This is a genomic window from Variovorax sp. P1_H2 (assembly GCF_056405295.1).
The window spans coordinates 33,290-58,680 of record NZ_JBFUCJ010000022.1; the positions used below are offsets into that span (position 1 = coordinate 33,290).

Below are 25,391 nucleotides of genomic sequence, written 5' to 3' on the forward strand. Positions count from 1 at the left end.
CCATGGCGCTCAAAGCTGGAAGGCGATCGTGAGCAGCAGGCCCTCGGCGACGTCGCGCAGCAGTCCGGGCGTGCGCGCCCGGTAGGTTTCGCCGGCCGAGGCGGTGGTTTCGATCCAATGCGCCAGTTCGTCGATCTCGGCGCGGCCATAGAACACCACCGCTGCCTCGTGGTTGAGAAGCAGGCTGCGCAGGTCGAGATTGATCGAACCGCACAGCGCCAGGTCTTCGTCCACCACCACTGCCTTGGCATGGGCCATGTAGGGCAGCATCTTGAACACCACGCCGGCACGTGCCAGGTCGCGCATGCTGCGGGCCCGCACGAAATCGGTCAGCCGGTGGTTCGATTGGCCGGGAATCGCGATCGTCACCTGCACGCCGCGCCGGGCCGCCAGCCGCAGCGCGTCGCGCAGTCCGTCGCCGGGCACGAAGTAGGGCGTGACGGCGAGCAGGCGGTGCTCGGCGCGGAAGCAGGCGTCGATCAGCAGCGCCTGCGCCGTGTCCTCGGTCTGGTCGGGCCCGCTGGGCAGGAACTGCGCCGGCCTGCCACCTTCTTGCGGGCCGGCATCGCCGGCAATGGGGCGCGACTGCCGACCGCGCACCGAGGCCCAGTCATGGTCGAACTGGCGCGCCGCCGCGGTCGCCACGTCGCCGTGCAGATCGAAGGACAGGTCGCGCCAGGCCACCGGGTGCGCATCGTTGCCGGTGAAGTATTCGCCGGCCAGGTTCCTGCCGCCGGACCAGAGCCAGCGGTCGTCCGCGATCGTGAGCTTGCGGTGGTTGCGCAGGTTGCGCGGGCCGCTGCGGCGCAGGCTGAAGATCGGGCGGAACACCGCCACCTCGGCGCCGGCGTCGCGCAGCGAATCGAAGTGCGTGCGCGGCAGCGACAGGGCGCCGAAGCCGTCGAGCAGCACCCTGATCTTGACGCCCTCGCGGGCCCGGCGGGAGAGCCGGTTGATCACCTCGTGGCCGAGCGCGTCGTCGCCGATGATGAAGGTCGAGACGTCGATGGATCGCCGTGCGCCCTCGATCACTTTGAACAGCGCGTCACGCGCCGCGGCGCCGTCGGAATGCAGGCGCACCTCGCAGAGGCTGGGCGCCGCGAGGCCGAAGCTCTCGACCAGTTCGGCCGCCCAGTGCCCCGCCGGCGCCGCGCGCGGCGGCCGCGGCGTGCCCACCGGCCGGAGCTTGCGCTGCCCGAACAGCAGGTACATCGGCAGGATCACGTAGGGCAGCAACGCCAGGCCCATGACCCAGGCGATGGCGGTCGTGGGGGCGCGCTGCTCGCGCCGCGCGCGGGTGGTCAGCACGTAGACCAGCAAGGCAAAAGTCACCACCAGCAGGTGCTGCGAGGGCGAGGGCAGCCAGTCGAGCAGGTCGTCGATCCGGTTCACGAGCGGACCAGGGCCTGCAGATGGGCCGGTACCGGGCGCCCTTGCGAGGCCAGGAAGTTCATCATCGGGCCGACCACGTCCCGCACCGGGCCGCGCGCACCCACGCGCTCGCGCCAGGCCAGCAGCCTGGGCGTCGCCGCGGTCATGGGCGCGCCCTTGCGCTCGGCGAACACCTGCGCCATGTAGAAGGCGATGTCGGCGAAGGAGTAGGGACCGGCCAGGAACTCGCTGTCGGCCAGCTTCGCTTCGAGTTCTTCGTAGAAGCGGGCGCAGCCGGCGCATGCCGCCAGCGCCGCCGGACTTTCCATGTCCTGTTGCAGGCCGAAGAGCTTGATCACGTGGGGAAAGAAGACTTCATCCGATTTCAGTTCGAGCTGCCGGGCTCGCGCCCGTGCCGCGACGTTGTCAGGCCACAGCGGCGGCTCCGGAACGCGGTCCTCGAGGTATTCGAAGATTTGCGTCGAGTCGAACAGCTCGACATCGCCATCGATCAGCACCGGAACCTGCCGCTTCGGGTTGACCCGCAGCACCTCCGGGTGCTTCGGTTCGTAGCGGTCGTCGCGGTCGAAGGGCACCATCACGCACTCGAAGGCGACGCCCTTCTCGAGCGCCGCGATTTGCACCTTGGCGCCGAACATGCTGAGGGGGGCGGTGAAGAGCTTCATGGACATGGCGCTACTTCACCACGGTTGGCGCCTCAGGTCGAGCCCCAGACCTCTTGGGCCGTTTCCACGACCAGCCGCAGCTTGGCGCGCTGTGCCTCGACCGCGATGTTGTTTCCATGCACCGTGCTCGAGAAACCGCACTGCGGCGACAGCGCGAGCTGGTCGAGCGAGACGTACTTGGCGGCCGCTTCGATGCGGGCCTTGAGCTCGTCCTTGTCCTCCATCTCGCCGAACTTGGTGGTCACCAGGCCCAGCACCACGGTCTTGCCCTTGGGCAGGAAGCGCAGCGGCCGGAAATCGCCCGAGCGGGCGTCGTCGTACTCGAGGAAGTAGGCGTCGAGGTCCATCTCCTTGAGCAGCGCCTCGGCGACCGGCTCGTAGTTGCCGGCCGCCGCGTGGGTGCTCTTGAAGTTGCCGCGGCACAGGTGCATGGCGAGGATCATGCCTTCGGGCTTCTGCGCCACCACCTTGTTGATGAAGGCGGCGTAGCGGTGCGGCAGCTCGTTGGGGTCGTCGCCGCGCTGGCGGGCCGCCTCGCGCATCTTCTCGTCGCACAGGTAGGCGAGGTTGGTGTCGTCCATCTGCACGTAGGTGCAGCCGGCCGCGGCGAGCGAACGCAGCTCGTCGCCGTAGGCGTTGGCGACATCGTCGTAGAACACCGGATCGAGTTCGGGATAGGCCTCGCGGCTGATGCCGGCGCGGCCGCCGCGGAAGTGCAGCATGGTGGGCGAGGGGATGGTCACCTTGGGCGTGTTGCCGGCCGACACCTGGCTCTTGAGGTACTCGAAGTCCGCGAGCTGGATGTTCTTCACGTGGCGCACCTTGTCGATCACGCGCATCACGGGCGGCGCCAGCTCCTCGGTGCCGTCGGGCTTGCGGATCGTGACCGGGATGTCGGTCTTCACGCCGCCGAGCTGCTCGAGGAAGTCGATGTGGAAATAGGTGCGGCGGAACTCGCCGTCGGTGATGCTCTTGAGGCCGATGTCTTCCTGGAACTTGACGATCTCGGTGATGGCCTTGTCTTCGACCTTGCGAAGCTGCTCGGGCGTGATCTCGCCCTTGGCTTTCTGCTCGCGGGCTTCGAGCAGATACCGGGGGCGCAGGAAGCTGCCGACGTGGTCGTAGCGGGCAGGCAGGGACGCGTGCTGGGACATGGGATGGCTCCGTCGTATCTGGGAAAAGAACGGTCGATCGTATCCGCACAGAAAGCCCATGGAATGGATACAGAAAGATCGGTACTTACCCTTGTAAAGGTTAAATATCATGGACTTTATCTCATTGCTGTATACATTGCGTATCCCATGAAAGCCGAAGTCCGTCCTTTCCCGCTCAATGCCTGGTACGCGGCCGCCTACGATGTCGAGGTCTCGCACGCCTTGCTCGCGCGCACGGTCTGCAACCAGAAGTTGGCGCTCTACCGGCGCACCGATGGCCAGGTCGCCGCCCTCGAAGACGCCTGCTGGCATCGCCTCATGCCCTTGTCCCTGGGGCGGCTGGAGGGCGACGAGGTGGTCTGCGGCTACCACGGGCTGGTCTACAACAGCCAGGGCCGCTGCACTTTCATGCCGAGCCAGGAGACGCTGAATCCTTCGGCCTGCGTGCGCGCCTATCCCGTGGTCGAGAAACACCGCTTCGTCTGGGTCTGGCCCGGCGACCCGGCCAAGGCCGACCCGGCGCTGGTGCCCGACATGCACTGGAACGACGACCCTGCCTGGGCCGGCGACGGCAAGATGATCCGGGTCGCCTGCGATTACCGGCTGGTGGTCGACAACCTCATGGACCTGACGCACGAGACTTTCGTTCACGGCTCGTCGATCGGCAATCGCGCGGTGGCCGAGGCGCCTTTCGTCGCCACCCACGGCGACCGCTCGGCCACGGTCACCCGCTGGATGGAGGCCATCGATGCGCCGCCGTTCTGGGCCGGGCAGATCCACTACGCGCGCGGCTACCGGGGCAAGGTGGACCGCTGGCAGATCATCCGCTTCGAGGGGCCGTGCACCGTCAACATCGACGTCGGCGTGGCCGAGGCGGGCAGTGGCGCCGTGCCGCGCGACGGCCAGCCGGGCGACCGCAGCAAGGGCGTCAACGGCTATGTGCTCAACACCATCACGCCCGAGACCGACAAGAGCTGCCTCTATTTCTGGGCCTTTGCCCGCAACTACTGCGTCGGCGAGCAGCGGCTCACGCACCAGTTGCGCGAGGGCGTCGCGGGCATCTTCCGCGAGGACGAACTGGTGCTCGAAGCCCAGCAGCGCGCGATCGACGATCGGCCCGACTACAGCTTCTACAACCTCAACATCGATGCCGGCGCGATGTGGGCGCGGCGGCTGATCGACCAGATGGTGGCGCGGGAGCAGCCGCGCGCGCCGACCATCCCGATCGAAGCTGCCGGGGGTGCCCGTTGAGCGGCGAGCCGGTCGAGCCCGGCAGCTCGCAGGCGGTCAAGGCCCAGTTGCGGCTGCGCGAGATGATCCTGGCCGGCGAACTGGCCGGCGGTGCCCGGATCGCCGAAGTGGCGGTGTCCGAGATGCTGGGCGTCTCGCGCACTCCGGTGCGCAGCGCGCTGATGCGTCTCGAGCAGGAGGGGCTGCTCGAGGGCTTGCCCAACGGCGGCTATGCGGTGCGCACCTTCTCGGAGCGGGACGTGGCCGACGCCATCGAGCTGCGCGGAACGCTGGAAGGCCTGTCGGCGCGGCTGGCGGCCGAGCGCGGCGCGCCGCCGGTGGTGCTGCGCGAGGCGAGGGCCTGCCTGCGCCGCATCGACGAACTGCTGCGCGAGCCGGCGCTCGACGATGCGGCCTTCTCGCGCTACGTCGCCTTCAACGAGGAGTTCCATCGCCTGCTGTCCGAGATGGCGGGCAGTGCGCTGATCGCCAAGCAGATGGAGCGCGTGATCAACCTGCCGTTCGCATCGCCCTCGGGCTTCGTGGTGGTGCAGGCCAACTCGCCCGCCGCCCGCGACATGCTGCTGATCGCGCAGGACCAGCACGGCCAGGTGCTCGACGCGATCGAGAACCGCGAAGGCTCGCGTGCCGAGGCGCTGATGCGCGAACACAGCCGAATCGCGCAGCGCAACCTGAGGGAAGTGCTGCATGGCGCGCACAACCATCCCTTGCCAGGGGTGCAGCTGATCCGCCGACGCGCATGAAGGCAGTTCGAAGATGAAAAGCGATATCCACTGGATGCCGGCGCGCATCAGCGCCATCAAGGACCTCAGCCCCACGGTGCGCGAGTTCGAGATCACGCCCGAGTCGGGCATCGTGGCCGGACACGAGCCCGGCGCCCACCTGCAGGTGCAGGTGCTGGTCGGCGCTCCCGGTTCGGGGCGCATGCAGAACCGTTCCTACTCGGTCGTCGGCGAACCCGACGGCCGCGCCTGGCGGATCGCGGTCAAGCGGCTGGACGAGGGCCGCGGCGGTTCGCTCGCGATGTGGCGGCTGGTGGTCGGCGACCGGCTGCTGGTGAGCGAGCCGCAGACCCACTTCGGCCTCGACCTGACGGCGCCGGGCTACCTGCTGGTGGCGGGCGGCATCGGCATCACGCCGCTGGTCTACATGGCCCAGCGCCTGGCCGCGCTGGCCGCGCGCAGCGGCGTCCCCGTGCGCATGCTCTACGGCGCCCGCAACGAATCCGAGCTGGCCTACCTGGCGGATCTGCGCGAGGCGCTGGAGCCGCATTCGAGCGCCAGCCTGCAGGCCTTCGCCGGCAGTGCGCCGATCGACTTTGCCGCCGAGATCGCCGCGCTGCCCGCGGGCGGCCAGCTCTACGCCTGCGGACCGGTGCCGATGCTCGAAGCGGTGAGGCAGGCCTGGGCCGCCGCCGGCCGGCCGCAGGCCGAGCTGCGCTTCGAGACCTTCGGCAGCAGCGGCCGGCTCCCGACCCAGGCCTTCGAGGTGCGCATTCCGCGCCACCAACTGGCGATCACCGTGCCTGCCGACAGCACCTTGCTGGAAGCGCTCGAAGGCGCCGGCGTCCAGACCCTGTGGGACTGCCGGCGCGGCGAATGCGGGCTGTGCGCAATGGACGTGCTGGCGATCGAGGGCGAGATCGACCATCGCGACGTGTTCCTGAGCGCGCACGAAAAGACATCGGGCCGCCGCATCTGTGCCTGCGTCTCGCGGGCGGTCGGCACGATCACGCTCGACTCCGCCTGGCGGCCCGACAACCCGTGCTAGCGCACACCTTGCGCGATCATCGCGCGACCGATGTGCTGATCGCGCAGAATTCGCTGCTCCGGCCTGAAGGCTAGGTAGTTGCCGGCGCTCCGGCTTGCTTGCATCTGGTCACAATATCCCCCGTTCCGCATCTCATTGAATAAGGAGAGTTCCATGCTTCGTCGCCACCTCGTACGGGCTGCCGGCCTGACCGCCATCGCGCTGGCCATGCCTCTGGCCCACGCGCAGGACAACACCTTCAAGATCGGGATGATCCTGCCGATGACCGGCCAGCAGGCCTCCACCGGCCGCCAGATCGAAGCCGCCGCGCGGCTCTACATGGCGCAGCACGGCGACACAGTCGCCGGCAAGAAGGTCCAGTTGATCGTCAAGGACGACACCGGCCTGCCCGATGTCACCAAGCGCATCGCGCAGGAATTGGTGGTCAACGACAAGGTCAATGTGCTGGCCGGCTTCGGCATCACGCCGTCCGCGCTGGCCGTGGCGCCGATCGCGACCCAGTCGAAGACGCCCGAGGTCGTGATGGCGGCGGCCACATCGAGCATCACCCAGGCTTCGCCGTACGTCGTGCGCYCCAGCTTCACGCTGCCGCAGGCGGCGGTGGCGATGGGCGACTGGGCGCCCAAGAACGGCATCAAGACGGTGGTCACGCTGGTGGCCGACTATGGTCCGGGCAACGACGCCGAGAAGTTTTTTGCCGAGCGCTTCGAACTCAACGGCGGCAAGGTGATCGAGAAGCTGCGGGTGCCGCTGCGCAACCCGGACTTCGCGCCCTTCCTGCAGAAGGCGCGCGACGCCAAGCCCGACGCGCTTTTCGTCTTCGTGCCCTCGGGGGCGGGCGGCGCGGCCGTGATGAAGCAGTTCCTCGAGCGCGGCATGGACAAGGCCGGCATCAAGATGATCGCCACCGGCGACGTGACCGACGACGACCAGCTCAACGACATGGGCGACGGCGCGCTCGGCGTCGTCACCTCGCACCACTATTCGGCGGCCCACCCGTCGGCGATGAACAAGAAGTTCGTGGCCGATTTCCAGGCGGCCAACAAGAACATGCGGCCCAACTTCATGGCCATCGGCGGCTATGACGGCATGCRCATCATCTACGAGGCCCTCAAGACCACCAAGGGCCAGGGTGGCGGCGACGCGCTGCTGGCCGCGATGAAGGGCCAGGTCTTCGAGAGCCCGCGCGGCCCGGTGCTGATCGACGCCCAGACGCGCGACATCACGCAGGACATCTACCTGCGCAAGGTCGAGAAGAAGGACGGCCAGCTTTACAACATCGAGTTCGACGTGATCAAGTCCGTCAAGGACCCGGGCAAGAACAAGCAGTGATTCACTCAGTGACCGCGGGCTTCAGCCGGATGACTCCGAGCGCCCTTCGGGAAACACCGCGGAACCGGCTTTGCCGGGCCGCTGGTGTTGCCCCCGGCAGGGGGTGGGCGGCTACACGCAGTGAGCCAACCTGGGGGCGAGCAACAGTGCTACCGCGGATGCGGCTTTGCCGGGCCGCTGGTGTTGCCCCCGGCAGGGGGTGTGCGCCCGACACGAAGTGCGGGCAAGCTGGGGGCGAGCCTTGTTAACTATTCTTTTCGACGRCATCGCCTACGGCATGCTGCTGTTCGTGCTCGCGGTCGGCCTGGCCGTGACGCTGGGCCTGATGAACTTCATCAACCTCGCGCACGGCGCCTTCGCAATGGCCGGGGGCTATCTCACGGTATTCGCGATGCAGAAGCTGGGCGTGCCTTTCCTGCTGTGCCTGCCGCTGGCCTTCGTGGTCGTCGGCGCTGCGGGTGCGCTGCTCGAGCGCACGCTCTACCGGCCGATGTACGGCAAGTCGCACCTGGACCAGGTGCTGTTCTCCATCGGCCTGGCCTTCATGGCGGTGGCCGCGGTCGATTATTTCGTCGGCTCCTCGCAGCAGAACATCCACTTGCCCGAATGGCTGCGCGGCCGCACCGAGATCGGCGACGGCGCGCTGCTGCTGGGCATGGGCCACTACCGCATCTTCATCATCGCGGTCTGCACGCTGCTCACCGTGGTGCTGCAACTGATCCTCTCGAAGACGCGCTTCGGCAGCCGGCTGCGTGCCGCGGTCGATGACCCGCGCGTGGCGGCGGGCCTGGGCATCAATGTCAACGTGGTGTTCCTGCTGACCTTCGCGGTGGGCTCGGGGCTGGCCGGCCTGGGCGGTGCGCTCGGCGCCGAGATCCTCGGACTCGATCCGACCTTCCCGCTCAAGTACATGATCTATTTCCTCATCGTGGTCTCGGTCGGCGGCACCTCGTCGATCACCGGGCCGCTGCTGGCGGCGCTGCTGCTCGGCGTCGCCGACGTGGCGGGCAAGTACTTCATCCCGAAGATGGGCGCCTTCACGGTCTACCTGCTGATGATCCTGATCCTGATGTGGCGGCCGCAGGGCCTGTTCACGCGCAAGGGGGGCAAGTGATGATGAGCGACGCCGGGCCGCCCCAAGGCGCGAAGGCCCCCTCGGGGGGCAGCGAGGACACGCGAGTGCCGAGCGTGGGGGCACAGTCCTTCCAGCAACTCTTGCTCAAGAAGGCGGGTTGGCGGCCCTGGGAATACGCGCTCTGGGCGCTGGCCTTCGTGCTGCCGCTGGCCATGCCCTCGCATGCGCTGATGATCAACGAGATCGCCATCGTCGCGCTGTTCGCCATGTCGCTCGACCTGATCCTCGGCTACACCGGCATCGTTTCGCTGGGCCACGCGGCCTTCTTCGGCTTCGGTGCCTACACGGCGGCGCTGTTCGCCAAGCACGTGATGCCCGATCCGACGATCGGCCTGCTGGTGGCCATCGCGCTGTCGGCGGTGCTCGGCGCCATCGCCAGCGTCACCATCCTGCGCGGCAGCGACCTGACCCGGCTGATGGTCACGCTGGGCACCGCGCTGCTGCTGCTCGAACTGGCCAACAAGCTCGACGGGCTGACCGGCGGCGCCGACGGCCTGCAGGGCGTGGTGTTGGGGCCGGTGCTGGGCTTCTTCGACTTCGACCTCCTCGGCCGCACGGCGGCCTGGTACTCGCTCTCGGTGATGCTGCTGCTGTTCCTGCTGATGCGCCGGCTGGTGCATTCGCCCTTCGGCGCCACGCTCAAGGCGATCCGCGACAACCGGCTGCGCGCCATGGCGATCGGCATTCCCGTGGTGTCGCGGCTGGCCGTGATCTACACCGTGGCGGCGGCCGTTGCGGGCGCTGCGGGCGCCCTGCTGGCGCAGACCACCGGCTTTGCCTCGCTCGACGTGCTGGCCTTCGACCGCTCGGCCGACGTGGTGCTGATGCTGGTGATCGGCGGCGTCGGCTGGCTCTACGGCGGCATCGCCGGCGCGATCGTCTTCAAGCTGCTGCAGGACACGCTGTCGACCGTCACGCCGCAGTACTGGATGTTCTGGATCGGCCTGATCCTGGTGCTGCTGGTGCTGGTCGGGCGCGACCGGCTGCTCAAGCCCTGGACCTGGTTCGGCGCCCGCAAGGCGGCACGGCCATGAGCGCGATGAACGATACGGTGCTCTCCGCCACCGGCCTGGTGATGCGCTTCGGCGGCATCACGGCCACCAACAATGTCTCGCTCAATTTGAGGCGCGGTGCCCGGCATGCATTGATCGGCCCCAACGGCGCCGGCAAGACCACGTTGATCAACCTGCTGACCGGCGTGCTCACGCCCACCGAAGGCCGCATCGTGCTCGAGGGCGAGGACATCACGCGGCTGGCGCCGCATCGCCGGGTCGCGCGCGGCATGGTCCGCACCTTCCAGATCAATCAGCTCTTCGACTCGATGACGCCGCTCGAGACGCTGGTGCTGGTGGTCTCCCAGCACGCGGGTGTCGGTGCGCAGTGGTGGCGGCCGCTCGGGTCGTCGAAGGCAGTGGCCGAACGGGCCGGACAGCTGCTCGAGCAGTTCCGCCTGGCCGACGTCGCGCAGCAGCAGACGCGGCATCTCGCCTACGGCAAGCGCCGCCTGCTCGAGATCGCGATCGCGCTGGCCTGCGAGCCCCGCGTACTGCTGCTCGACGAGCCCGTGGCCGGCGTGCCGGCCGGCGAACGCGAGGAGCTGCTCGAGACCGTGGCGGCGTTGCCGGCCGACGTCTCGGTGCTCCTGATCGAGCACGACATGGACCTGGTGTTCAGTTTCGCCGACCGCATGACGGTGCTGGTCAACGGCACGCTCTTGACCGAAGGCGACCCCGACACGATCGCCAACGATCCGAAGGTCAAGGAGGTCTATCTGGGCCATGGAGGTGATGTGGACCCCCAAGCTCACATTCGTTCGCTACCCCCCGAGGGGGCGCAGGCCTCCCTTGGGGCGCCCCGGCGGGAGGCCTGACATGTCTGAGTTGCTGCGCATCGAGAACCTCAGCGCCGGCTACGGCGAGGCCGTGGTGCTGCACGACGTCGCGCTGGCGCTCGGCGAGGGCCAGACGCTGGCGCTGCTGGGGCGCAACGGCACCGGCAAGACCACGCTGATCAATACGCTGGCCGGCGCCACGCGCCAGCATGGTGGCCGCATCACGCTGGGCGGCGCCGCGCTGCACAAGCTCTCGCCGCACCTGCGCGCGGCGGCCGGCATCGGCTGGGTGCCGCAGGAGCGAAACATCTTCAAGTCGCTGACGGTGCACGAGAACCTCACGGCGGTCGAGCGGCCGGGCAAGTGGAACCCGCAGCGCGTCTACGAGATGTTCCCACGGCTCGCGGAGCGCAAGGGCAACCTGGGTACGCAGCTGTCGGGCGGCGAGCAGCAGATGCTCGCGGTCGGCCGTGCACTGGTGCTGAACCCGACGCTGCTGCTGCTCGACGAACCGCTCGAAGGGCTGGCGCCGATCATCGTCGAGGAACTGCTGCGCGCGATCCGCCGCATCACCCGCGACGAGGGCCTGGCCGCTATCATCGTCGAGCAGCATCCCCAGGCGATCCTGGCGATCTCCGACGAGGCGGTGGTGCTGGACCACGGCACCGTGGTGCATGCCGACCATGCGGCCACGCTGCAGGCGCAGCCCGAGGTGCTGGAGCGGTTATTGGGCGTCGGGAGGTAATGCCATGGCATCGATTCGACAGGAAATCCAGGTCGCGGCGGGCGCCGAGAAGATCTGGGACGCGGTTCGCGACGTCGGCGAGATCCACCGCCGGCTGGTGCCGGGCTTCGTGACCGACTGCCGGCTCGAAGGCGACACGCGGGTCGTCACCTTCGGCAACGGCATGGTGGTGCGCGAGCTGATCGTCGACTGCGACGACGCGGCGCGGCGCCTGGTCTGGTCCGCCAGCGGCGGCCGCCTCACGCACCACAACGCATCGCTGCAGGTGATCGCCGAAGACCCGACGCACAGCCGCCTGGTCTGGATCGCCGACCTGATGCCGCACGAGATGGCGGCGCCCATTGCCGGCATGATCGCGGCCGGCATGCAGGCAATGAAGAAGACCCTGGAAGCTTGAGTCCAGCCTCCGCCACGCGCTCTTCACGGGAGCCGCGGCGGAACCGGCTTCGCCGGGCCGCAGCGCGGCGCCCCCTGCAAGGGGGTGGGCGGCCACACGAAGTGAGGCCAACCTTGGGGGTGTGCTCAATACCCCACGGTGAAGCGCTGGCGGGAGTGCTTCGGCGATTCGATCTCGTCGACCAACGCGATCGCGTAGTCCTCCATCGAGATCCAGCTCTTGCCGGAGGCGTCGCTCAGCAGGCTGTCGCCGCCGATGCGGAACTGTCCCGTGCGCTGGCCCGGCTCGAAGATCGCCGAGGGCGACAGGAAGGTCCAGTCGAGGTCCTTTTCCGAGCGCAGCGCGGCCAGCATCACGCCGCCGGCCGCTGCCTCGGCCTTGTAGGCGTCGGGGAAGCCCGGCGCATCGATCAGCGCCGCGCCGGGCGCGACCTCGAGGCTGCCGGCGCCGCCGACCACCAGCAAGCGGGGCACGCCAGCTTGCCCGGCCGCGGCGATCAGGGTTGCGGCATCGGTGCCGCCGGCGAATCGGGTCGAACTGACGATGGCGTCGTGTCCGCGCAGCAGCGGGACCAGAGCGTCGACCGAGTTCGCGTCGGCCGCCTTGACGGTCAGGCCGGGCCGGGCTTCGACACCGTCGACCTTGCGCGCGATGCCGGTCACGCTGTGGCCGCGCGCCAGCAGTTCGTTGGCGATGCGTGAACCGGCGCGGCCGGTGATACCGAGAAGGGCGATCTTGCTCATGGGAGTTCCTTGGGTGACGTGGGTGAGAGGGGTTGCAAAAGGAGGGCCTCGAGGTGTGCGACCCAGGCTTCGGGTCGACCGAGCCAGCGGCCGGCCTCCAGCGGCGTCAGCCGGCCGTCGGCGGTGGCCAGCGCCAGGGTCGGGAAGCCTTGTCCGCCGATCCGGGCCAGCCAGCGGCGGCTGTCGACGATGTGGCGCTGGGTCGGCTCGCCGGCCGTGAAGTCGAAGGCGTCGGAGAAGGCCGCGGCGTCGAGGCCCAGGTCCGCAGCCAGCGCGCGCAGCACACCGGGGTCGGCGATGCGCCGCCCTTCGACGTAGTGCGCTTGCTGGACGCGGTGGATCATGTCCAGCCCGCGGCCGGTTTCGGCTTCGGCCACCAGCACCGCCGTCAGCGGCGGCGCGGAGTCCAGCATCGCGCYGGTGTCGTTCAGGAGCCCGTCGAAATAGGCGCTGCCGAAGGGCTGCCCGCTGAGTTCGGCGATGCGGCGGTCGTGCGGCATCACGTAGTCGCGCCATTGGGGCGTGATCGCGCGGCGGTTGCTGCCGGTCAGCATGCCGCCGCCGTGGAATTCGATCGCCAGCGCCGGCACACCGCGCGCGGCCTCGATCAGCGGCGCCGCGGCATAGCACCAGCCGCACAGCGGATCGAAGACGTAGTGCAGCGTCGCGCGCGGGGGGAGGGGGTTCGGTTCCGACATGGCCTGGATCGTACGTTTCTTGATCCGATCGAAAAACCGCTTAGCATGCAATGGTTTGTTGCTTGGATCGATCGAATATGGACCGCATCACGGCCGCCGAAGTCTTCGTGCGGATTGCCGAGCGCGGCAGCATGAGCGCCGCCGCCGAGGCGCTCGACATGTCGCGGGCCATGGTCACTCGCTACCTAGCGCAGATGGAGCAGTGGGCCGGCGCGCGGCTGCTGCATCGCACGACGCGCCGGCTCAGCCTCACCGAGGCCGGCGAGGAAACGCTGGCGCGTTGCCGTCGCATGCTCGAGGTCGCTGCGGAAATGGCGACGGCCGCCAGTGCCTGCGCGGACGAACCGCGCGGCTTGCTGCGCGTGGCCTGTGCGCAGTCGCTGGCCCAGGATGTTCTTGCCGGGGCGGTGGCCGACTATCTGCGCCGCCACCGCCAAGCCGCGATCGACTTGCACATCGACGCCCGGCCGGTGAACCTGGTCGAGGAGCGCATCGACCTGGCGATCCGCATCACCAACGAGCTCGATCCGAACCTGATCGCCCGGCCGCTGGGCCATTGCGCCTCGGTGGTCTGCGCCTCGCCTGCGTACCTCGCCGCGCATGGCATGCCGCGCAGCGTGCAGGACCTGGCGCTGCACAACTGCCTGACCTATTCCTACTTCGGAAAGAGCCTGTGGCAGTTCGACCATGGCGAAGAGCGCATCGCGGTGCCGGTCAGCGGCAACCTGAGCGCCAATGAATCGCAGGTGCTGCTGGCGGCGGCCGTCGAAGGGGCCGGCATCGCGATGCAGCCGGTCTATTCCGCCAGCGGCCCGATCGCGCAGGGCCGGCTGGTGGCGCTGCTGCCCGGCTTTGTGCCGCAAGGCCTGGGCGTCTACGGCGTCTACGCTTCGCGCCGCCAGATGCCGGTGTCGCTGCGGGTGCTGCTGGATTTCCTGGCGGCCCGTTTCGCCGACCCGGCCCACTGGCCGCCGCCGGAACCTAGTTCTCCGGACCGACCGCGCGGTAGAGCGCGCGCACGAAGTCCGACTGCGTGATCATTCCGGTCAGCCGGCGCTGGCCGTCGATGATCGGGATGTGATGGTGTCCGCCTTCGGAGAACAGCGGCACCAGCTCCGCCAGCGGCCGGTCCTCGCTGGCCACGCGCACCTGTCGCGTCATGATCTGGCCCACCACTTCGGGCTTGCTCGACATCACGCTGCGGGTCGCGCGGATGAAGTCGCGCAGCCGTCCGCCGATGCCCTCGTGGTGCTGCAGGTCGATCTGTCTGAAGAAGTCGGCCTGCGTGACGATGCCGACCACCCGGCGCGTGCGGTCGGTCACCGGCAAAGCCTTGATGCGGCGTTCGTGCATCAGCGTCCAGGCTTCCTGCAGGGGCATGCCGAACTCGGCCACCACCAGGTCGCGCGACATGATGTCGGCGCAGCGCACGGTGCCGAGCCGCCGGCGCCAGGATTCCATCTCGGTCTGCCGGATCAGCGATTCGAGGTCGTCGCGGCTGATGTCCAGCACCTGGTTGTAGCGCGCCAGCACGGCGTCGATGTCGGCCGAACTGAAGCGCGCATCGGCCGCCGGCTGGCGCGGCGCCAGTTGCACGTGCGGATAGCGGCGGCCGGTCAGGCTGTTGTAGGCCACGCCGGCCAGCACCAGCAGCAGCGAGTCGGCCAGCACCGGCAGCAGCGCGAAGGGCAGTTCCGCCCGGTGCGTGAGCACGGCCAGCAGCGCCACGGCGCCGCCCGGCGGGTGCAGGCAGCGCAGCGTGAACATGAGTCCGATGGCCAGTGCGGTCGCCAGTGCGCCGGCCCAGACCGTGTCCGCGGGCAGCCAGCGGGCGCAGGCAACGCCGGCCAGTGCCGCCAGGGTATTGCCGCCGATCACCGGCCAGGGTTGCGCCAGCGGGCTGGCCGGCAGCGCGAACACCAGCACCGCGCTGGCGCCCAGCGGTGCGATCAGCCAGCCGCTGCCGCCGGCCAGCCATTCGCAAGCCAGCCCGGTGAACAGCAGTCCGAGCGCTGCGCCCGCGACCGCGCGCAGGCGTTCGCGCCCATCGACCGCCGCCCGGGCCGGCAACCATGCGCGCGCGAAACTCCGCAGGTTTTCGGTCCGCATCACTTCGTTTTTTCTCGGGGCCGGGGCGTGGGCGTGGCGCGCGGCGCATGAAGTCGTCGCTGCCCGAGGCCAGGAACACCGCGGAACCGGCTTTGCCGGGCCGCTGGTGTTGCCCCCTTGAGGGGCTGAGGGCCGCGGCTCCGAGCCTGCCTGCGCAGGCTCGGACGGCCCCGAAGAGCCGCCACCTCCGGAGGCGACTCGGAGGCGGCTACACGAAGTGAGCAAGCAACGGGGGTGGGCGTCATCAGGCAGCCTCGCCGGCGACCCGGCGGCCGATCTCGGGCCAGCGTCCGTGCAGCCAGACCCAGGCCACCAGCCCGACGCCCAGCATCAGCAGCGAGGTGGCGGCCAGCGCCAGCGTGGAGTGCATCACCAGCGGCGCGACCACGCCGGCCACGATGCCGTTGGCGGTCGAGCCGATCACGGCCTGCAGCGACGAGGCCATGCCGCGGCGCTCGGGGTGCAGGTCGAGCACCAGCAGGGTGACGACCGGCACCATCAGCGCCCAGCCGAAGGCGAACACGGCCAGCGGCCACAGTGCCCACGCGGCGTGCGGCGTGAACAGCGCGTTGGCGGCGACATTGAGGACCGAGGTGGCCAGCATGATCACGAAGCCGTCGCGGATCTGGCGCTTGGGCGCCACCTTGCCGGCCATCCGGCCGCTGGTCCAGGCGCCGGCCATGATGCCGCCGATCGTCAGGATGAAGAACCAGAAGAACTGCGTCGGTGCCAGCGCCAGGTGCTCGCCGAGGAAGGCGGGCGCGGCCAGCACGTACAGGAACATGCCATTGAAGGGCACGCCGCTGGCCAGTGCCAGCAGCAGGAAGCGCGGGTCGGAGCACAGGTCCCAGTAGCCGCGCATCAGGTGCCGCACCTCGAAGGGCTGCCGATGGTCCTTGTGCAGCGTTTCGGGCAGCAGCTTGAAGTTGGCGACCCACAGCACGACGCCGACGCCGACCAGGAACCAGAAGATGCTGTGCCAGCCGAGGTGGACGAACAGGAAGCCGCCGACGATCGGCGCGATCGCCGGTGCGATGCCGAAATAGATCGTCACCTGCGACATCACCTTTTGCGCCTCGGCCGGCGGGAACATGTCGCGGATCACCGCCCGCGAGACCACGATGCCGGCACCGGTCGACAGGCCCTGCAGGGCGCGGAACAGCACCAGCTGGCCGATGGTCTGCGACAGCGCGCAGCCCAGCGAGGCGAGCGTGAAGACGGCCAGCCCCCACAGCACCACCGGCCGGCGGCCGAAGCTGTCCGACAGCGCGCCGTGGAACAGGTTCATGAAGGCGAAGCCGAACAGGTAGGCCGACAGCGTCTGCTGCATCTCGCCCGGCGTGGCGCCGATCGAGCGCGCAATGCCCGAGAAGGCCGGGATGTAGGTGTCGATCGAGAACGGGCCCAGCATGCCGAGCACCGCCAGCAGCACGGCCAGCGCCCAGCGCGGCGCGCGCCAGAGTTTGTCGGCTTCGGGGTTCATGGGGGGTCTCCGGTCGATTCTTCGTGTTCTTGAAAAAAGAAGGGCGCCCGAAGGCGCCTTCTTTGTCCTGCTTGGAGCGAGCCTACAGCGTATCGATGAAGCTGCGCAGCTTGTCGGAGCGGCTCGGGTGCTTGAGCTTGCGCAGCGCCTTGGCCTCGATCTGGCGGATGCGCTCGCGCGTGACGTCGAACTGCTTGCCGACTTCTTCCAGCGTGTGGTCGGTCGACATCTCGATGCCGAAGCGCATGCGCAGCACCTTGGCTTCGCGCGGCGTCAGGCTGTCGAGGATGTCCTTGACCACGTCGCGCAGGCCSGCCTGCATCGCGGCCTCGAKCGGYGCSGTGTTGSTGCTGTCCTCGATGAARTCGCCCAGGTGCGAATCGTCRTCGTCGCCGATSGGKGTTTCCATCGAGATCGGCTCYTTGGCGATCTTCATGATCTTGCGGATCTTGTCTTCMGGRATCTCCATCTTSGCGGCCAGGATGCTGGCGTCGGGCTCGAAGCCGAACTCCTGCAGATGCTGCCGGCTGATGCGGTTCATCTTGTTGATGGTCTCGATCATGTGCACCGGGATGCGGATGGTGCGCGCCTGGTCGGCGATCGAACGCGTGATCGCCTGGCGGATCCACCACGTCGCATAGGTCGAGAACTTGTAGCCGCGGCGGTATTCGAACTTGTCGACCGCCTTCATCAGGCCGATGTTGCCTTCCTGGATCAGGTCCAGGAACTGCAGGCCGCGATTGGTGTACTTCTTGGCGATCGAGATCACGAGGCGCAGGTTGGCCTCGATCATTTCCTTCTTGGCATCGCGCGAAGACGATTCGCCTTCGTTCATGCGCTTGTTGATGTCCTTGAGCTGCGTCAGCGGCACCACCACGCGCGACTGGATGTCGGTCAGGCGCTGCTGCAGTTCCTGCACCGGCGGAATGTTGCGCGCCAGCACGGCGCTCCAGGGCTTGCCGGCGGCGGCCTGCTTCTCGACCCACTTGAGGTTCAGCAGGTTCGAGGCCACGCGGTTGCCGTTCTTGTCGTAGCCGCTGAAGTCGCGGATGAAGTCTTCCTGCGGGAAGCCGCACTTGTCGACGATGATGCGGCGCAGCTCGCGCTCCTTCTTGCGCACGTCGTCGACCTGGGTGCGCACCAGGTCGCACAGCTTCTCGATCGTGCGCGCGGTGAAGCGGATCGTCATCAGCTCTTCGGACAGGGCGTGCTGCGCCTTCTCGTAGGCCGGCGTGCCGTAGCCTTCCTTGTCGTAGATCTTGTGGACCTTCTCGAACAGAGCGGCGATGCGGTCGAAACGCTCGAGCGCGTCGCGCTTGAGTTCTTCCAGCTTCTTGGTCAGTGCCTTGGAGCCGCCCTTGCCGTCGTCGTCGTCTTCCTCGTCGAACTCGTCGAAGTCTTCCTCGGCCACGTAGTCGTCGGCCTCGTTGGGGTTCGAGAAACCGTCGACGATGGTCGAAATGACGACCTTGCCGTCACGGATTTCCTGGCCCAGGCGCAGGATCTCGGCGATGGTCGCGGGCGAGGCCGAAATGGCCTCCATCATCGCCATCAGGCCGCCTTCGATGCGCTTGGCGATCTCGATTTCGCCTTCGCGCGTGAGCAGCTCGACCGTGCCCATCTCGCGCATGTACATGCGCACCGGGTCGGTCGTGCGGCCGAACTCGCTGTCGACGGTCGACAGCGCGGCTTCGGCTTCTTCCTCGGCTTCCTCGACCGTGGTGGCGGTCGGGGCGGTGTTGTTCAGCAGCAGGGTCTCGGCGTCAGGCGTCTGCTCGTAGACGGCCACGCCCATGTCGTTGAGCATCGTGACCACGACTTCCATGGTCTCGGCGTCGACCAGCTTGTCGGGCAGGTGGTCGGAGATTTCCCCGTGCGTCAGGTAGCCGCGGGTCTTGCCCAGCGTGATCAGGGTCTTCAGGCGCGAGCGGCGCTTGGCCAGGTCTTCTTCGGACAGCACGGTCTCGTCGAGGCCGAACTCCTTCATCAAGGCGCGTTCCTTCGCCTTGCTGATCTTCATGCGCAGCGGCTTGACCTTTTCCTCGGTCGTCGTGGCCGCCGGTTCTTCACCGACCAGCTCGTCTTCGATGTCGGACAGGTCGATGTCGCTGCCCGCCGACTCGTTGCCGGCCTTCGGCTTGCGGCCGCGCTTGGCGCCGGTGGTGGTGGTGCCGGCAGCCTTGGGCGGGCGACCCACTTTCTTGGCGGCGGGCTTGGCGGTGGTGGGTTCGGCGGAGAGAGTCGTTTTGGTGGGCACGGTTTTCACTTTCGTAGCTGCTGACGCCTTGGAGGCGACGGCACCCGTCTTGGTTGCCTGCAGCGCGGCGGTCTTCGACGGTTTTTCTGCAGCGGGCTTCTTGGCAGCGGACACGGCAGGCTTCTTTGAACTGGGCATACGACCTCGTACAACAAGATGGACCAAGCGGAATCACACGCGCCTCGAACCCGGCGCAGGCAGGAGCACAAACACTGCGGCTGAGGGAACGCGAGCCCCCTGGCAGCCGTCAAAAGGCAAGATGTCGGGCGAACATTTGGTGTGCAGTCCTTGCGGTGTATTGACCCGTTTCCCGTCGGGAAGTGCATTGCGCTTGGGGTCGGCCCGGAGGTGCTGCTGTCGCTCTTGCCTTGTTACCAGACGCTGGCTGGCGTCTAGCTAAGCCTTACATTATAGCGCGGCGCTCGTTTTTCAAGCACTGTTTGTGCTCGGCCTGAGGCGATTTCGCAACTCCAGCCGGCGCGCCTCGAGCGCCTTGTAGCGCTCCAGCGCCCGCGGATCGCTGCCCACCGTCGCGATCGCCTCGCTCTGCTGGGCCTTGAGCAGGTCGTCCAGCATGTAATCGAGCACGTTGCGCAGCTCCCGGGCCGCGTCGGCCGCCTGTTCGCCTTCGGCGTCGCCGATCGGGCCGCCGTCCGGGCCGGTCATGACCCGCACCGCCAGCGACTCGAAGGCCAGGCCGCGCAGGCCCTCGCGCAGCGCCGCCCAGGGCTGGACCCCATGCTCGTGCGACTGGCTGTCGAGCCAGGCGAACAACTGCCCGTGCTCGCCGGGCAGGTCGCACAGCAGGGCATGAAGCTCATGCGACAGCGCTTCCCACTCGGCCGGGTTCGACAACACCAGCCGCGCCGCGACGTCGGCCCGGCTGGTCGGCAGGCGGCGGCCGCCCGGGGGCGGGCGAGGTGGCGCCGGCTGGCGAAAGGACTTGAAGCGCTTCTTCTCCGGACCGTGGCGCGCCTGTTCGTCGAACCATTGGTCGCGGCTGGCCCAGTCTGCTTCGGACATCTCGGAAGAGGCCGGTGCCGACCGGGCCGGCGCCGGGGCCGGCGGGCGCGGTGCCGCCGGCGCCCAGAGCTCGCCCAGTTCCTGGGTGCCGAGCTGCACCAGCGCGGCGATCTCGGCCAGCAGTTGGCGTTTGAGCGCGCCTTCGGGCAGCGCGCTCCACAGCGGCCGGGCGTTGCTGGCCATGTGGGCGCGGCCCTCGGCCGTCGACAGTTCGCAGCCTTCGCGCGCGGCCTCGATCAGGAAGCGGCTCAGCGGCGTGGCCTCGGCGACGAAGCGCGCGAAGGCGTCGGCGCCGAATTCGCGGATGAAGCTGTCGGGATCGTGCTCGGCGGGCAGGAACAGGAACTTGATGCTGCGCACGTCGGTGGCGTAGGCCAGCGCGCCGTCGAGCGCCTTGCGCGCGGCCCGCCGGCCGGCGGCGTCGCCGTCGAAGCTGAAGACCACCGATTCGGTGAAGCGGAACAGCTTCTGCACGTGCTCGGGCGTGCAGGCGGTGCCGAGCGTCGCCACCGCGTTCGGGAAGCCCAGCTGCGCCAGCGCCACCACGTCCATGTAGCCCTCGGTGACCAGCGCGTAGCCGCGGTCGCGGAAGGCGGCGCGGGCTTCGTAGAGGCCGTACAGCTCGCGCCCCTTGCTGAAGACCGGTGTTTCGGGCGAGTTCAGGTATTTGGGCTTTTCGTCGCCGAGCACCCGGCCGCCGAAGCCGATGCACTCGCCCTTGACGTTGCGGATCGGAAACATCACGCGGTCCCGGAAGCGGTCGTAGCGCTTGCCGTCGCCGTCGTCATTGGCCTCGCCGACGATCACCAGGCCGCTTTCGGCCAGCAGCGGATCGTCGTAGTCCGGAAACACGCTGGCCAGCGAGCGCCAGCCGGCCGGCGCGTAGCCGATGCCGAACTGCTTCGCGACCTCGCCCGAGACGCCCCGCCCCTTGAGGTACTCGATGGCGCCGGGCGACTGCCGCAGCTGCTTGCGGTAGGCCTCTCCGGCCTTCTCGAGCACTTCGGTCAGCGTGGCCTGCTTCTGTCGCTGGCCGGCGGCGCGGGCGCGCTCCTCGGGCGAGGCGTCGTCTTCGGGCACTTGCAGGCCGTACTGGCCGGCCAGGTCGTGCACCGCCTCGACGAAGCCCATGCCGGCGTGCTCCATGAGGAAGCCGATCGCATTGCCGTGCACGCCGCAGCCGAAGCAGTGATAGAACTGCTTGGTCGGGCTGACCGAGAAAGAGGGTGATTTTTCGCCGTGGAAGGGGCACAGGCCCATGAAGTTCGCGCCGGCCTTCTTGAGCTGGACGTAGCGTCCGACGATTTCCACCACGTCCGCGCGTGCGATCAGTTCCTGGATGAAAGAGGCGGGGATGGTCATGTAGGCTCGGAACTCCAAATGATACGCAAGCCGCCAGGCCCGCATCGGCCGCCCGACCCACCGATGGCCCGAAAGCACCGAATGATCCGCCATTCCGTCACCCACCCGATCGGCCCCGTGCTGCGCCACCCGCTGCGTTTCGCCTGGCAGGCGCTCAAGAGCTTCAAGGCCAACCACGGTCTGCTGCTGGCCGGCGCGGTCGCCTATTACGCGCTGCTGTCGATCGTGCCGCTGCTGATCGTCAGCGTCATCGCACTGTCGCATTTCATCGAGCAGGAGGCGCTGCTCGGCGCGGTCGGGCGCTACCTGGCCTGGCTGCTGCCGGGCCAGTCGCAGGCGATCGTCGCCGAGCTGTCGAACTTCCTGACCCATTCCGACGTGCTCGGGCCGGTGCTGCTGGTGACGATGATCTTTTTCAGCTCGCTGGCCTTCACGGTGCTCGAGAGCGCCATGGCGGTGATCTTCCACCACCGCAAGGCCGACCACTCGCGCCATTTCCTGATCTCGGTCGTGATGCCCTATATCTACATCCTGTGCCTGTGCATCGGGCTGTTGCTGGTCACACTGGTGTCGGGCGCGCTGCAGGTGATCGGGGAGGAGAGCGTCGAACTGCTGGGCTACCGCTGGTCGCTGTCGGGCGTCTCGGGYGTGCTGCTGTACCTGCTGGGGCTGGGGGGCGAGATCTTCATGCTGACCTCGCTCTACCTCGTGATGCCGGTCGGCCGGCTGCGGCTGCGCCACGCGCTGATCGGCGGCGTGACGGCGGCCCTGCTGTGGGAGGTCACGCGGCGGGTGCTGGTGTTCTATTTCGCGACGCTGTCGCAGGTGAACGTGGTCTACGGCTCGCTCACCACCGCGATCGTGGTGCTGCTGAGCCTGGAGATCGCCGCCACGCTGGTGCTGTTCGGCGCTCAGGTGATCGCGCAGTTCGAGCGCCTGGAGCGCACCGGCAGCCTCAAGCCCGATGAAGCCGCCGACGGCGCCCTCGGCGGCGTCGAGCCGGTCAGCGGGGCGCCAGGCGGATCGCGCCGTCGAGGCGGATCACCTCGCCGTTGAGCATGTCGTTCTCGATGATGTGCTTGGCCAGCTTGGCGTAGTCCTCGGGCGTTCCCAGGCGCGAGGGGAAGGGCACGCTCGCGGCCAGCGCGTCCTGCACCTCCTGCGGCATGCCGAACAGCATCGGCGTGCCGAAGATGCCGGGGGCGATGGTCATGTTGCGGATGCCGCTGCGCGCCAGGTCGCGGGCGATCGGCAAGGTCATGCCGACCACGCCGCCCTTCGAGGCGCTGTAGGCGGCCTGGCCGATCTGGCCGTCGTAGGCCGCCACCGAGGCGGTCGAGATCAGCACGCCGCGCTCGCCGGTGGCTTCGGGCTCGTTCTTCGCCATCGCGTCGGCCGCCAGGCGGATCATGTTGAAGCTGCCGATCAGGTTGACCGTGACGGTCTTGCTGAACACCGCCAGCGCGTGCGGGCCGTTCTTGCCCACGGTCTTCTCGGCCGGGGCGATGCCGGCGCAGTTGACCAGCCCGACCAGCTTGCCGAGCTTGAGCGCCGCCGCCACCGCGGCCTGGCCGTCGGCCTCCTGGCTGACGTCGCACTTGACGAAGACACCGCCGATGTCCTTCGCCACGGCCTCGCCCTTGTCCGCCTGCATGTCGGCGACGACCACCTTGCCGCCGTGGGCCGCCAGCATGCGCGCCGTGCCTTCGCCGAGGCCCGAAGCGCCGCCGGTCACGATAAAAACCTTGCCGTTGATTTCCATGCCAATCTCCAAATGGTGTGGCGGCCATTATCGAAGACCCGACTCGGGCGCAAAAAAAAGGCCTCGTCCGAAGACGAGGCCCTGAATTGGATCCCGAAGGACCCAAGGAGACAATGCTAGCTCAGCGCTTGCGGGTCGCGGTTTGAGCGGTGCTCTTCGCTGCGTTCACGGCGGTGGTCGACACGGCCTGGAAGTTGGCTTCGGCGACGTCGGAAGCTTGCTTGACAGCCTTTTGCACCGATTCGAAAGCGTTGTTGGCGGCAGCCACGGCGCTCTTCATCACGGCGACGGCGGTTTCCGAACCGGCCGGGGCGTTCTTGGCGGCGCTGTCGACCAGGCCGACGAAGGCTTGCTGGGCTTCAGCGGCCTTGGATTCGAAAGCCTTGGTGAACTCGGCGCTGGTGCCTTGGGCGATGTCGTACAGGTGACGGCTATAGGCGGCGGTCTTCTCGGCCAGGGGCTGGAACAGGCTGGCTTGCAGCGACATCAGTTCTTGCGCATCCTTGACGCTCAGCAGGGCCTGGCTGGTGCCGGCGGCTTCGGTCAGGGCGGCCTTCGAAGCGGTCACATTGAGTTCGACGAGTTTTTCGACGCCTTCGAATGCCTTGGTGGTCAGGCCGAACAGCGTTTCGAGGGTGGCTTTTTGCGAAGAGATGATTTGGTCGGCGGTGAGGGCCATGTGGGTGCTCCAGTTGAATTGAAAAGGTAGATTCACGCTTGAGCTGCCCCTTTACTTTTGTTGCGGTGCAGCATGGGCTCAAGTATAGGCAGCCACGCGTTTGGGACAAGGGGTTTTTGTTGCGTCGCAGCAATTTAGAACGCGCTTTCTAAAACCTGTCCATGAGAATGTTCCGCATGCGTGCATTCAATTCCGGCCAGTTCGTATTGCCGCTTCCAAGCGGCCACCGCTTCCCGATGGGGCGCTACGCGATGCTGCGCGAACGGCTCGAGGCGCAATTGCCCGAAGTGCGAATGATGGAGGCGCCGCGCGCCAGCGACGGCGAGCTGGCGCTGGCGCACACGCCGCAATGGATCGCCGCGATCAGCGAAGGCAGCGTGGCTCCCGCCGCCATGCGCGAGATCGGCTTTCCGTGGAGCGAGGCCATGGTCGAGCGCTCGCGCCGTTCGGCCGGCGCGACCATTGCGGCCTGCCGAAACGCATTGGCGGAGGGCGTCTCGGCCAACATGGCCGGTGGCACCCACCACGCGAGTGCGGGCAAGGGCGGCGGCTTCTGCGTCTTCAACGATGCGGCGGTGGCGGCGCGCCTGATGCAGGCCGAGCAGGGGCGGCGGGCCCGGCCGCCGCTCAAGGTCGCGGTGATCGATCTCGATGTCCACCAGGGCAACGGCACGGCCAGCATCTTCCGGGACGACCCCAGCGTCTTCACGCTGTCGCTGCATGGGCAGAAGAACTTTCCGTTCCGCAAGGAGGCGAGCGACCTCGACGTCGAACTGCCCGATGGTTGCGGCGACGCCGACTACCTGAGCGCGCTGGAGCAGGCGCTCGACGAACTGGAGCGGCGCTTCACCCCAGGCTTGATCATCTATCTGGCGGGGGCCGATCCCTTCGAGCGCGACCGGCTGGGGCGCCTGAAGCTGAGCTTCGACGGCCTCGAGGCGCGCGACCGGCGGGTCTTCGACTACGCCTGGCAGCGCCGGCTGCCGCTGGCCTTCGCGATGGCCGGCGGCTATGCCAGCGATATTTCCGAGACGGTGCAGGTTCAACTGGGCACGTTCAGGGTGGCCTTGGCGTACTGGCGGCGCTGGCAAAATGCCCCGCCATGAGCGCTCGACCGACCCCCCATTCCCGTGGCAGCTACCGCGCGTTCCGCAGCATCCCGACGCGCTGGGCCGACAACGACATGTACGGCCATGTCAACAACGTCGTCTACTACGCCTGGTTCGACACGGCGGTGAACGCGCTGCTGATCGAGCGCGGCGCGCTGGACATCCACCAGGGCGCGACGATCGGCTTCGTGGTCGAGACCCAGTGCAACTATTTCGCCCCGCTGGCCTTCCCGCAAACGGTGGAGGCGGGCATCCGGGTGGCGCAGGCCGGCAGCTCCAGCGTGCGCTACGACATCGCGTTGTTCGCCGAAGGGGCCGAAACGGCGGCGGCGCAAGGGCACTTCGTCCATGTGTACGTCGATCGGGCGACCCGGCGCCCGGTCAAGTTGCCGGCGGCCCTGCAGGCAGTCATCGACGACCTCCTATGAGAACACCCCCTGTCAGTTCGGGGGCCCTCGCGGAACCGGCTTCGCCGGGCCGCTGAGGGCGCCCTC

General features: G+C 68.1%; 24 protein-coding genes. 13 read left to right on the top strand and 11 right to left on the bottom strand.

Annotated elements, in window-relative coordinates; translation table 11 throughout:
• Nucleotides 1-9 precede the first annotated feature (9 nt).
• Genes AC1D2E_RS10550 through AC1D2E_RS10560 form a run of 3 tightly spaced genes read right to left on the bottom strand, consistent with a single transcriptional unit; the run spans nucleotide 10 to nucleotide 3,211 of the window.
• Nucleotides 10-1,392: a phospholipase D-like domain-containing protein gene (locus AC1D2E_RS10550; protein WP_478197355.1), complete on the bottom strand. Its 1,383-nt coding sequence runs from the start codon at nucleotides 1,390-1,392 to the stop codon at nucleotides 10-12.
• Nucleotides 1,389-2,057: a glutathione S-transferase family protein gene (locus AC1D2E_RS10555; protein ID WP_478197386.1), complete on the bottom strand. Its 669-nt coding sequence runs from the start codon at nucleotides 2,055-2,057 to the stop codon at nucleotides 1,389-1,391. Before AC1D2E_RS10555 ends, AC1D2E_RS10550 begins: the two co-directional genes overlap by 4 nt.
• A gap of 32 nt (nucleotides 2,058-2,089) precedes the next feature.
• Nucleotides 2,090-3,211, bottom strand: a complete 1,122-nt coding sequence (locus AC1D2E_RS10560; RefSeq protein WP_478197356.1) for a 5-methyltetrahydropteroyltriglutamate--homocysteine S-methyltransferase — start codon at nucleotides 3,209-3,211, stop codon at nucleotides 2,090-2,092.
• 147 nt (nucleotides 3,212-3,358) lie between these two features.
• On the opposite strand from AC1D2E_RS10560, the gene AC1D2E_RS10565 reads away from it, so the two are divergent.
• From AC1D2E_RS10565 to AC1D2E_RS10605, 9 genes are all read left to right on the top strand, one after another.
• A complete protein-coding gene (locus AC1D2E_RS10565) occupies nucleotides 3,359-4,462 on the top strand; it encodes an aromatic ring-hydroxylating dioxygenase subunit alpha (RefSeq protein WP_478197357.1) in 1,104 nt (367 codons plus the stop codon).
• Nucleotides 4,459-5,205 carry a GntR family transcriptional regulator gene (locus AC1D2E_RS10570; RefSeq protein WP_478197358.1) on the top strand — a complete coding sequence of 249 codons (747 nt, stop codon included), beginning with the start codon at nucleotides 4,459-4,461 and terminating at the stop codon, nucleotides 5,203-5,205. Before AC1D2E_RS10565 ends, AC1D2E_RS10570 begins: the two co-directional genes overlap by 4 nt.
• A 13-nt stretch (nucleotides 5,206-5,218) precedes the next feature.
• Nucleotides 5,219-6,232, top strand: a complete 1,014-nt coding sequence (locus AC1D2E_RS10575; RefSeq protein ID WP_478197359.1) for a PDR/VanB family oxidoreductase — start codon at nucleotides 5,219-5,221, stop codon at nucleotides 6,230-6,232.
• Between the two features lie 153 nt (nucleotides 6,233-6,385).
• Nucleotides 6,386-7,564 (top strand): ABC transporter substrate-binding protein, encoded by a 1,179-nt coding sequence (locus AC1D2E_RS10580; protein WP_478197360.1) that lies wholly within the window; start codon nucleotides 6,386-6,388, stop codon nucleotides 7,562-7,564.
• A gap of 241 nt (nucleotides 7,565-7,805) precedes the next feature.
• Nucleotides 7,806-8,678: a branched-chain amino acid ABC transporter permease gene (locus AC1D2E_RS10585; RefSeq protein WP_478197361.1), complete on the top strand. Its 873-nt coding sequence runs from the start codon at nucleotides 7,806-7,808 to the stop codon at nucleotides 8,676-8,678.
• Nucleotides 8,678-9,733 carry a branched-chain amino acid ABC transporter permease gene (locus AC1D2E_RS10590; protein ID WP_478197362.1) on the top strand — a complete coding sequence of 352 codons (1,056 nt, stop codon included), beginning with the start codon at nucleotides 8,678-8,680 and terminating at the stop codon, nucleotides 9,731-9,733. The genes AC1D2E_RS10585 and AC1D2E_RS10590 overlap by 1 nt, the downstream gene beginning before the upstream one ends.
• A 5-nt stretch (nucleotides 9,734-9,738) precedes the next feature.
• Complete coding sequence (locus AC1D2E_RS10595; RefSeq protein WP_478197387.1) at nucleotides 9,739-10,569, top strand: ABC transporter ATP-binding protein; 831 nt, start codon at nucleotides 9,739-9,741, stop codon at nucleotides 10,567-10,569.
• 1 nt (nucleotide 10,570) lies between these two features.
• On the top strand, nucleotides 10,571-11,275 hold the full coding sequence (locus tag AC1D2E_RS10600; protein ID WP_478171987.1) for an ABC transporter ATP-binding protein: 705 nt from the start codon (nucleotides 10,571-10,573) through the stop codon (nucleotides 11,273-11,275).
• Between the two features lie 4 nt (nucleotides 11,276-11,279).
• Nucleotides 11,280-11,672: an SRPBCC family protein gene (locus AC1D2E_RS10605; RefSeq protein ID WP_478197363.1), complete on the top strand. Its 393-nt coding sequence runs from the start codon at nucleotides 11,280-11,282 to the stop codon at nucleotides 11,670-11,672.
• A 125-nt stretch (nucleotides 11,673-11,797) separates the two neighbouring features.
• Here the strand turns inward: AC1D2E_RS10605 and AC1D2E_RS10610 are convergent, their stop codons facing one another.
• Both AC1D2E_RS10610 and AC1D2E_RS10615 read right to left on the bottom strand, forming a co-directional pair.
• Nucleotides 11,798-12,415, bottom strand: coding sequence for an NAD(P)-dependent oxidoreductase (locus AC1D2E_RS10610; RefSeq protein WP_478197364.1), 618 nt, complete (start codon nucleotides 12,413-12,415; stop codon nucleotides 11,798-11,800).
• The gene (locus AC1D2E_RS10615; RefSeq protein WP_478197365.1) at nucleotides 12,412-13,113 is read right to left on the bottom strand and encodes a DsbA family protein; all 702 of its coding nucleotides are present in this window, start codon (nucleotides 13,111-13,113) and stop codon (nucleotides 12,412-12,414) included. The genes AC1D2E_RS10610 and AC1D2E_RS10615 overlap by 4 nt, the downstream gene beginning before the upstream one ends.
• A 77-nt stretch (nucleotides 13,114-13,190) precedes the next feature.
• On the opposite strand from AC1D2E_RS10615, the gene AC1D2E_RS10620 reads away from it, so the two are divergent.
• Nucleotides 13,191-14,150, top strand: coding sequence for a LysR family transcriptional regulator (locus tag AC1D2E_RS10620; RefSeq protein WP_478197366.1), 960 nt, complete (start codon nucleotides 13,191-13,193; stop codon nucleotides 14,148-14,150).
• On the opposite strand, the gene AC1D2E_RS10625 is transcribed toward AC1D2E_RS10620, so the two are convergent.
• From AC1D2E_RS10625 to dnaG, 4 genes are all read right to left on the bottom strand, one after another.
• Nucleotides 14,095-15,222, bottom strand: coding sequence for an HPP family protein (locus AC1D2E_RS10625; protein WP_478197367.1), 1,128 nt, complete (start codon nucleotides 15,220-15,222; stop codon nucleotides 14,095-14,097). The two genes, AC1D2E_RS10620 and AC1D2E_RS10625, sit on opposite strands and share 56 nt — an antisense overlap.
• Before the next feature lie 244 nt (nucleotides 15,223-15,466).
• Complete coding sequence (locus tag AC1D2E_RS10630; protein ID WP_478197368.1) at nucleotides 15,467-16,705, bottom strand: multidrug effflux MFS transporter; 1,239 nt, start codon at nucleotides 16,703-16,705, stop codon at nucleotides 15,467-15,469.
• Nucleotides 16,706-16,787: 82 nt separating this feature from the next.
• Nucleotides 16,788-19,100 carry an RNA polymerase sigma factor RpoD gene (gene rpoD / locus AC1D2E_RS10635; RefSeq protein WP_478197369.1) on the bottom strand — a complete coding sequence of 771 codons (2,313 nt, stop codon included), beginning with the start codon at nucleotides 19,098-19,100 and terminating at the stop codon, nucleotides 16,788-16,790.
• A 291-nt stretch (nucleotides 19,101-19,391) separates the two neighbouring features.
• Nucleotides 19,392-21,347 (bottom strand): DNA primase, encoded by a 1,956-nt coding sequence (dnaG, locus tag AC1D2E_RS10640; RefSeq protein WP_478197370.1) that lies wholly within the window; start codon nucleotides 21,345-21,347, stop codon nucleotides 19,392-19,394.
• An 81-nt stretch (nucleotides 21,348-21,428) separates the two neighbouring features.
• On the opposite strand from dnaG, the gene AC1D2E_RS10645 reads away from it, so the two are divergent.
• Complete coding sequence (locus tag AC1D2E_RS10645) at nucleotides 21,429-22,403, top strand: YihY/virulence factor BrkB family protein (protein ID WP_478197371.1); 975 nt, start codon at nucleotides 21,429-21,431, stop codon at nucleotides 22,401-22,403.
• Here the strand turns inward: AC1D2E_RS10645 and AC1D2E_RS10650 are convergent.
• Nucleotides 22,351-23,109 carry a 3-hydroxyacyl-CoA dehydrogenase gene (locus AC1D2E_RS10650; RefSeq protein ID WP_478197372.1) on the bottom strand — a complete coding sequence of 253 codons (759 nt, stop codon included), beginning with the start codon at nucleotides 23,107-23,109 and terminating at the stop codon, nucleotides 22,351-22,353. The two genes, AC1D2E_RS10645 and AC1D2E_RS10650, sit on opposite strands and share 53 nt — an antisense overlap.
• Before the next feature lie 121 nt (nucleotides 23,110-23,230).
• On the bottom strand, nucleotides 23,231-23,788 hold the full coding sequence (locus tag AC1D2E_RS10655) for a phasin family protein (protein WP_478171942.1): 558 nt from the start codon (nucleotides 23,786-23,788) through the stop codon (nucleotides 23,231-23,233).
• A gap of 167 nt (nucleotides 23,789-23,955) precedes the next feature.
• Between AC1D2E_RS10655 and AC1D2E_RS10660 the strand changes: the two genes are divergently transcribed.
• Nucleotides 23,956-24,894, top strand: a complete 939-nt coding sequence (locus AC1D2E_RS10660) for a histone deacetylase family protein (RefSeq protein ID WP_478197388.1) — start codon at nucleotides 23,956-23,958, stop codon at nucleotides 24,892-24,894.
• Nucleotides 24,891-25,325, top strand: a complete 435-nt coding sequence (locus AC1D2E_RS10665; RefSeq protein WP_478197373.1) for an acyl-CoA thioesterase — start codon at nucleotides 24,891-24,893, stop codon at nucleotides 25,323-25,325. The genes AC1D2E_RS10660 and AC1D2E_RS10665 overlap by 4 nt, the downstream gene beginning before the upstream one ends.
• The last annotated feature ends 66 nt before the right edge of the window (nucleotides 25,326-25,391 follow it).

What these genes read in the sequence shown, in the direction of transcription:
- AC1D2E_RS10625 (WP_478197367.1), bottom strand. Translation starts at nt 15,222, where the DNA reads ATGCGGACCGAAAACCTGCGGAGTTTCGCGCGCGCATGGTTGCCGGCC.
- AC1D2E_RS10660 (WP_478197388.1), top strand. Translation starts at nt 23,956, where the DNA reads ATGTTCCGCATGCGTGCATTCAATTCCGGCCAGTTCGTATTGCCGCTT.
- AC1D2E_RS10555 (WP_478197386.1), bottom strand. Translation starts at nt 2,057, where the DNA reads ATGAAGCTCTTCACCGCCCCCCTCAGCATGTTCGGCGCCAAGGTGCAA.
- AC1D2E_RS10605 (WP_478197363.1), top strand. Translation starts at nt 11,280, where the DNA reads ATGGCATCGATTCGACAGGAAATCCAGGTCGCGGCGGGCGCCGAGAAG.
- AC1D2E_RS10575 (WP_478197359.1), top strand. Translation starts at nt 5,219, where the DNA reads ATGAAAAGCGATATCCACTGGATGCCGGCGCGCATCAGCGCCATCAAG.
- AC1D2E_RS10590 (WP_478197362.1), top strand. Translation starts at nt 8,678, where the DNA reads ATGATGAGCGACGCCGGGCCGCCCCAAGGCGCGAAGGCCCCCTCGGGG.
- AC1D2E_RS10565 (WP_478197357.1), top strand. Translation starts at nt 3,359, where the DNA reads ATGAAAGCCGAAGTCCGTCCTTTCCCGCTCAATGCCTGGTACGCGGCC.
- AC1D2E_RS10630 (WP_478197368.1), bottom strand. Translation starts at nt 16,705, where the DNA reads ATGAACCCCGAAGCCGACAAACTCTGGCGCGCGCCGCGCTGGGCGCTG.
- AC1D2E_RS10650 (WP_478197372.1), bottom strand. Translation starts at nt 23,109, where the DNA reads ATGGAAATCAACGGCAAGGTTTTTATCGTGACCGGCGGCGCTTCGGGC.
- dnaG (WP_478197370.1), bottom strand. Translation starts at nt 21,347, where the DNA reads ATGACCATCCCCGCCTCTTTCATCCAGGAACTGATCGCACGCGCGGAC.
- AC1D2E_RS10655 (WP_478171942.1), bottom strand. Translation starts at nt 23,788, where the DNA reads ATGGCCCTCACCGCCGACCAAATCATCTCTTCGCAAAAAGCCACCCTC.
- AC1D2E_RS10665 (WP_478197373.1), top strand. Translation starts at nt 24,891, where the DNA reads ATGAGCGCTCGACCGACCCCCCATTCCCGTGGCAGCTACCGCGCGTTC.
- AC1D2E_RS10560 (WP_478197356.1), bottom strand. Translation starts at nt 3,211, where the DNA reads ATGTCCCAGCACGCGTCCCTGCCTGCCCGCTACGACCACGTCGGCAGC.
- AC1D2E_RS10600 (WP_478171987.1), top strand. Translation starts at nt 10,571, where the DNA reads ATGTCTGAGTTGCTGCGCATCGAGAACCTCAGCGCCGGCTACGGCGAG.
- AC1D2E_RS10620 (WP_478197366.1), top strand. Translation starts at nt 13,191, where the DNA reads ATGGACCGCATCACGGCCGCCGAAGTCTTCGTGCGGATTGCCGAGCGC.
- AC1D2E_RS10610 (WP_478197364.1), bottom strand. Translation starts at nt 12,415, where the DNA reads ATGAGCAAGATCGCCCTTCTCGGTATCACCGGCCGCGCCGGTTCACGC.
- AC1D2E_RS10595 (WP_478197387.1), top strand. Translation starts at nt 9,739, where the DNA reads ATGAACGATACGGTGCTCTCCGCCACCGGCCTGGTGATGCGCTTCGGC.